Origin of the sequence: Inhella sp. (assembly GCF_041912635.1) — a bacterium.
Lineage (GTDB): Bacteria > Pseudomonadota > Gammaproteobacteria > Burkholderiales > Burkholderiaceae_C > Inhella.
In genome coordinates, this window is sequence record NZ_JAYRMO010000016.1 from 98,806 (window position 1) to 105,158 (window position 6,353).

The 6,353-nt window shown below is 64.8% G+C and carries 7 protein-coding genes; 5 read left to right on the top strand and 2 right to left on the bottom strand.

Going from position 1 to position 6,353, the window contains the following annotated elements:
• Window positions 1-6 precede the first annotated feature (6 nt).
• The 5 genes from ACE3QP_RS11350 to ACE3QP_RS11370 are packed head-to-tail and all read left to right on the top strand — an operon-like array spanning window position 7 to window position 5,674.
• Entirely contained in the window at window positions 7-1,083 is a 1,077-nt protein-coding gene (locus ACE3QP_RS11350; protein ID WP_374436151.1) for a branched-chain amino acid ABC transporter permease, read from the top strand.
• Entirely contained in the window at window positions 1,080-1,850 is a 771-nt protein-coding gene (locus ACE3QP_RS11355) for an ABC transporter ATP-binding protein (protein WP_374436154.1), read from the top strand. The genes ACE3QP_RS11350 and ACE3QP_RS11355 overlap by 4 nt, the downstream gene beginning before the upstream one ends.
• Window positions 1,847-2,626 carry an ABC transporter ATP-binding protein gene (locus tag ACE3QP_RS11360; protein ID WP_374436156.1) on the top strand — a complete coding sequence of 260 codons (780 nt, stop codon included), beginning with the start codon at window positions 1,847-1,849 and terminating at the stop codon, window positions 2,624-2,626. Before ACE3QP_RS11355 ends, ACE3QP_RS11360 begins: the two co-directional genes overlap by 4 nt.
• 1 nt (window position 2,627) lies before the next feature.
• Window positions 2,628-4,484, top strand: coding sequence for a long-chain fatty acid--CoA ligase (locus ACE3QP_RS11365; RefSeq protein WP_374436158.1), 1,857 nt, complete (start codon window positions 2,628-2,630; stop codon window positions 4,482-4,484).
• Window positions 4,485-4,507: 23 nt separating this feature from the next.
• Entirely contained in the window at window positions 4,508-5,674 is a 1,167-nt protein-coding gene (locus ACE3QP_RS11370; RefSeq protein ID WP_374436159.1) for an ABC transporter substrate-binding protein, read from the top strand.
• Between the two features lie 93 nt (window positions 5,675-5,767).
• Here ACE3QP_RS11370 and ACE3QP_RS11375 read toward each other — a convergent pair whose 3' ends face one another.
• Together ACE3QP_RS11375 and ACE3QP_RS11380 are read right to left on the bottom strand one after the other, a co-directional pair.
• Window positions 5,768-6,064: a hypothetical protein gene (locus tag ACE3QP_RS11375; RefSeq protein WP_374436161.1), complete on the bottom strand. Its 297-nt coding sequence runs from the start codon at window positions 6,062-6,064 to the stop codon at window positions 5,768-5,770.
• Between the two features lie 45 nt (window positions 6,065-6,109).
• A partial coding sequence (locus ACE3QP_RS11380; RefSeq protein ID WP_374436163.1) for a hypothetical protein occupies window positions 6,110-6,353 on the bottom strand: 244 nt, incomplete at its 5' end.

Consider the following 6,353-nt stretch of genomic DNA (forward strand, 5'->3'; position numbering starts at 1 on the left):
CCGGCGATGCGCACGCTCTTCAAGACCTCCTACGACCAGGACATTGACCTGGTGAAGCATGGTGGCCAGCGCTTCTGGTACGGCCTGCTGCTGCTGGCCCTGCTGGCCGCACCCTGGTGGCTGGAAGACTACGGCCTCACGCAACTGAGCTTCGTGCTGATCTACGGCATCGTCGGCCTGGGGCTGATGCTGCTGGCCGGCTTCACCGGCCTGTTCTCGATGGGCCATGCGGCCTTTCTGGGCGTGGGGGCCTACACGCAGGCCCTGCTGATGAAGGCGGGCTGGCCCTTTGTGTCGTCCATTCCCACCGCCGGCCTGCTGGCCGCCCTGGTGGGTGTGGTGGTGGGCCTGCCGGCGCTGCGCGTCAAGGGCATCTACCTGGCCATCGCCACCCTGGCCTTCGGCTTCATCGTCGAAGAGGGGTTGGCGCGCTGGGAGTCGCTGACCGGCGGCAATGCCGGTCTGCTGGTACCGCAGGCCCAGGCGTTCGGGCTGGTGATCGACAGCGGCACGAAGTTCTATTTCCTGTGCCTGGTGGTGGCGGTGGCCTGCACCCTGCTGCTGCTGAACCTGCTGCGCTCGCCCACCGGCCGCGCCTTCGTGGCGGTGCGCGATTCCGAGGTCTCGGCCCAGTGCATGGGCATCCATCTGGCGCGCACCAAGACCCTGGCCTTCGCGCTCTCGGCTTTCTTCACCGGCGTGGGCGGGGCGCTGTACGCGCACCAGATCCGCTTTCTCTCGCCCGACCAGTTCGGCATCCTGCAGTCGATCGACCTGCTGCTGCTGGTCACCATCGGGGGGCTGGGTTCGGTGCATGGCGCGTATCTGGGCGCGATCTTCCTGATCGCCATGCCCCAGGGCATCGCGATGGTGAAGGACTACCTGCCCACGCACATCGGCCAGGCGCCGGGCCTGCAGTCGGCGGTCTATGGCCTGGTGCTGATCGGTTTCGTGCTGTTTGAGCCCTATGGCCTCTACGGGCGCTGGCTCAAGCTGCGCACCTGGCTGCAGCTCTTCCCCTTTTACCGGCGCGGGCTGTTTGCACGCCAGAAGAGCTACCAGAAGTCGGAGCGGCTGCGGTGAGCGAGGCCCTGCTTCAGGTACGCCAGCTCGGCAAGCGCTTCGGTGGCGTGCTGGCGGTCAATGGCGTCAGCTTCGACGTGCAGCGCGGCGAGGTGTTCACGCTGATCGGCCCCAACGGTGCGGGCAAGACCACGGTGTTCAACCTGATCTCGCGCCTGTACACACCAAGCAGCGGCGAGATCCTGTTCAACGGCCAGTCCCTCACCGCCCGGCCCGCGCATGCGATGGCCGAGCTGGGCATCGCGCGCACCTTCCAGAACATCGAGCTGTTTGAGCAGGCCTCGGTGCTGCAGAACCTGCTGATCGGACGCCATGTGCACCAGCGCCGCAGCCTGTGGCAGGAAGCGCTGTTCCTGCCCGCTGTGCGCCGGCAGGAGCGCGAGTCGCGCCGCAAGGTCGAGGAGGTGATCGACTTCCTGAACCTGCAGCACTACCGTGACAGCCGTGTCGCCGGCCTGCCCTACGGCGTGCGCAAGCTGGTGGAGCTGGCCCGCGCGCTTTGCGCCGAGCCCGAACTGCTGCTGCTGGACGAACCCAGCAGCGGCCTGAACGTGGACGAGACCCGTGACCTGGCCTTCTGGATCCAGGACCTGCAGCGCCTGCGCGGCATCACGGTGCTGATGGTGGAGCACGACATGAGCCTGGTCTCACGCGTGTCCGACCGGGTGCTGGCCATGAACCAGGGCGAGTGCCTGGCCCTGGGCACGCCGGCCGAGGTGCAGGGCGATGCACGGGTCATCGAGGCCTATCTGGGGACCGCCGCATGAGTGCACCCGCCCTGCTTGAAGTGCTCAACCTGGAGGCGGCGTACGGGCCGATCAAGGCGGTCCGCGGTGTCAGCCTGGCCGTGCCGGAAGGCCGCATCGCCACCGTGCTCGGCCCCAATGGTGCGGGCAAGACCACCTTGCTGAAGACGCTCTCCGGCATCAACGACCCGCGCCGCGGCAGCGTGCGCTTCGCCGGCGCCGAGATCGGTGGCCATGACCCGGCCGAGATCGTGCGGCGCGGCCTGGTGCAGGTGCCGGAGGGGCGCGAGGTCTTTCCGCTGCTTTCCGTGCGCGAGAACCTGTTGATGGGCGCCTACACGCGCAGCGACCGCGATGCCGTCGCGCGGGACATCGAGCAGGTGCAGGCCTACTTCCCCATCCTGAAGGAACGGGCGGCGCAGGCTGCCGGCCTGCTCTCGGGCGGCCAGCAGCAGATGCTGGCGATTGCCCGCGCGCTGATGGCGGCGCCGCGCATGATCCTGCTCGACGAGCCCAGCCTGGGCTTGAGCCCGAAGCTCACGCAGGAGATCTTCGCCATCATCCGGCGCATCAACCGCGAGCGCGGCACCACCCTGCTGCTGGTGGAGCAGAACGCCCACCTGGCGCTGGATCTGGCCGATCTGGGTTTCATCCTCGAGAACGGGCGCATCGTCGTGGAGGGCCCCTGCGCCGAGTTGCGCGAACGGGCCGACATCCAGGAGTTCTATCTTGGCCTGCAGCACGATGCTGGCGCCCGCGGCGAGCGGCGCTGGAAGCGCAGAAAGAGCTGGCACTGAGATGGCCGGACTCTGGGATCTTTCCGCGTTCGAGCGCAAGGGGGACTACCGCCTCGCGGGCCAGACCATTCCCGCGCTGTTCTGGGCGGGGGTGGCGGCGCGAGGGGAGCGCATCTTCCTGCGCGAGAAGAAGCTCGGCATCTGGCAGGGCTGGAGCTGGCAGGCCGTAGGCGAGGCCGTGCGCGAGATGGCGCTTGGGCTGGACAGCCTGGACCTGCCGCCGCGTGCCGTGGCCGCCATCCTGGCCAATACGCGGCTGGAGTGGCTGCTCGCCGATTTGGCCATCCAGAGCGCCGGCTGCGTGGCCAACGGCATCTACCCGACCGACGCGCCCTCGCAGGTGCAATACCTGTGTGCCGATTCCGCCGCCGAGCTGATCTTTGTCGAGGACGACGAACAGCTGGACAAGGTGCTGGAGGTGCGCGGGCAGTTGCCGGCTCTGCGCTGGATCGTGGTGTTCGACCCGCAGGGGCTTGAAGGCTTCCACGATCCGATGGTGTTGAGCCTGGAGGCACTGCGCGCACGCGGGCGCGCCCACGCGCAGCCGCAGCGCTTCGACGAACGCCTGGCCGCCGTGCAGCCCGAGGATCTGGCGATCCTCGTCTACACCAGTGGCACCACCGGCAAGCCCAAGGGGGCCATGCATGTGCACGCCGGCCTGGTTAGCGCGGTGCGCTCGGCCTGCGCCAACCTGCCCCAGTTCGACAGCGACGAGCGCGTGTGCTTCTTGCCGCTGTGTCACATCGCCGAGCGCCTCATCGGCGCCTACTCGGCGCTCCTGAGCGGCGCGACCCTGAACTTCGTCGAGAGCCCCGACACCTTTGCCGAGAACCTGCGCGAGGTCTCACCCCATGTGCTCTTCGCGGTGCCGCGGGTCTGGGAGAAGTTCTATTCCGCCATCAGCATCGCCGTGGCGGAAGCCAGCCCGCTACAGCAGCGCGCCTACCGCTGGGCCATCGCCACCGGCCAGGCGGTGGTGCAGCGGGTGTTGGGTCGGCAGCCGGTGCCCCTCGGGCTGAAGCTGCGCTTCCGCCTGGCCGATTGGCTGGTGCTGGGGAATGTGCGGCGCACGATCGGCATCGAACGAGCGCGCGTGCTGGTCAGTGGTGCCGCACCGATTTCGCCGGATCTGATCCGCTGGTACTTGGCCCTGGGCCTCCCGATGCTGGAAGGCTGGGGCATGACCGAAACCTGTGCCCACGGCACGCTCACCCTGCCGGAGGACATCCGCCCCGGCACCATCGGGCCGCCCGCACCTGGGGTGGAGATGCGCATCGACCCCTACACGGGCGAAATGCTGACGCGCGGCCCCCATCTGTTTCGCGGCTACCTGAACCAGCCCGAGAAGACGGCGGAGGTGATCGATGCCGAGGGCTGGTTCCACACCGGCGATGTCGGCCGCTTGGATGAGCAAGGGCATTACCGCATCACCGACCGCATGAAAGACATCATCATCACGGCCGGTGGCAAGAACATCACCCCGAGCGAGATCGAGAACCAGCTGAAGTTTTCGCCCTACATCACCGACGCCGTGGTGATTGGCGATCGCCGCGCCTACCTTACCGCCCTCATCATGATCGACCAGGACAACGTCGAGCGCTTTGCCCAGGAGCATGACGTGCCCTTTTCGAACTACGCCAGCCTGACCCGCGCGCCGCAGGTGCTGGCCCTGATCCAGGCCGAAGTGGAACGCGTCAACCAGGAATTCGCGCGCGTCGAGCAGGTCAAGGCCTTCCGCTTGCTGGAGACCCAACTCAGCGCCGAAGACGAAGAGCTGACGCCCACCATGAAACTCAAGCGCAGCTTTGTGCAGAAGAAGTACGCCGATTTGATCGAGTCCATGTACCGCGCTGCCTAGCGCCGCCCCTTCAGGAGACCCGCATGAAAAAGCCTGTTCAGTTCCTGCTCCCGTTGATCCTGAGCGCATGGACGGCCGCCCCAGCGCTGGCCCAGCAGCAAGGCGTCAGCAAGACCGAGATCGTGGTGGGATCCATCCAGGATTTCTCCGGGCCCTTGGCCGGCTACGGCAAGCAGGCCCGCAACGGCATGCTGCTGCGAGCCGAAGAGCTCAATGAGCAGGGCGGCGTGCATGGTCGCCGCATCGTGCTCAAGTTTGAAGACTCAGGCTACGACCCCAAGCGGGCCGTGCTGGCGGCGCAGAAGCTGGTCAACCAGGACAAGATCTTCATCATGGCCGGCCATGTGGGCACCGCCCACAACCTCGCGGCCATGCCGGTGCAGTTCGAGCGCAATGTCATCAACTTCTGGCCGCTGACGGCCGCCCGCGAGATGTATGAGCCCTTCCATAGGCTCAAGTACTCCTTTGCCGTGCCCTATTACGAGCAGATCCGCGTGATGCTGCCGCTGCTGGCGAAAGAGAAGGGTGCCAAGAAGATCTGCGTTCACTACCAGGATGACGACTTCGGCATGGAGGTCCTCAAGGGCGCTGAGGCCGGGTTGAAAGGCATGGGTGCCGAGCTGACCGAGAAGACCAGCTTCAAACGCGGCGCCACCGAGTTTTCCTCGCAGGTGGCCAAGCTCAAGGCGGCGGGTTGCGAACTGGTGGTGCTCGGAACGATCGTGCGCGAAACCATCGGCACGATTGGCGAGTCTCGCAAGACGGGCTTCAGCCCTACCTTCCTCGGCTCCAGTGCGGCCTATACGGACTTGATCCATCGACTGGGGGGCAAGGCCATGGACGGCTTCTATGCCGCAATGGCCACCCAACATCCCTATCTGGATGAAGCCTCTCAACCGCTGCGCTTCTGGGCCACCAAGTACAAGACCAAGTTCAGCGAGGACCCTACGGTCTTCTCTGCGTACGGCTACATGATCATTGACGGACTGATCCGCGCCGCACAGAAGGCCGGGCCTACCCTGACCACGGACAGCTTCATCAAGGCCATGGACACCATGACCTTCCCAGCCGACCTCTTCGGCTCAGCGCCTGCCAGCTATTCGCCCACCAAGCGGCTTGGCAGCGATGCGTCCCGACTCTCGCAGATTCAGGATGGGCGGTGGAAGGTGGTGATGGACTACGCCAAGTAGTCGGTCACTCTCATGCAAGGAAGGTCGGCCTGGGAACTCGTGACCGTTCGGTAGACGGCACGCCCATCGCCTTGGAGCGAGCATGCCCCTGGGTCATCCCGCGCTGGGATGACCTCTGCTCTTGATGAGATTGAGATCTGAGGGCAGCCGTCGCAGCTGCATCCACCGCACGTGCATCCACTTGCGACACGGCGCGGCTTGCGTGCGCAGCAACTGAAAGGTCAAAGTGCTTGCGCCGTTCTCAAAATCCTTGCTATAGTGGCGGGCTTCGCTGAACGAAGCGCCCTGGGGCAACTCCTGGTGCGGTTCGGTTAGTGAAGGATGTTGAGTTTGGGTTGCGAAGAAATTTTCGATCCAGGTGTTGACAGGCGGTTTGAAGTTTTGCAACAATCTCTGGCTCGGTTGCTGATTTATATCGCGGTCGAGAACAAAAGATCAGTAAAACGATCTTTGCGAGAAGTTGGCGCTGAGTTTGAAGAGGTTTTCAAAAATTTCTTCGCAAAGTGTTGACAAGCGGAACGAAACGCTGCAACAATCTCGCTTCTGCGCTGGTGACAAGTCAGTGGCGACGCAAGAAAGATCAAGCGATTGATCGTTTTGCGCAAGTTCTTTAACAAATTGCAGCCAATAAGCGTGGGCACTTGATGTCGAGTCGCGATGAAGCAATTCATTGCAACTT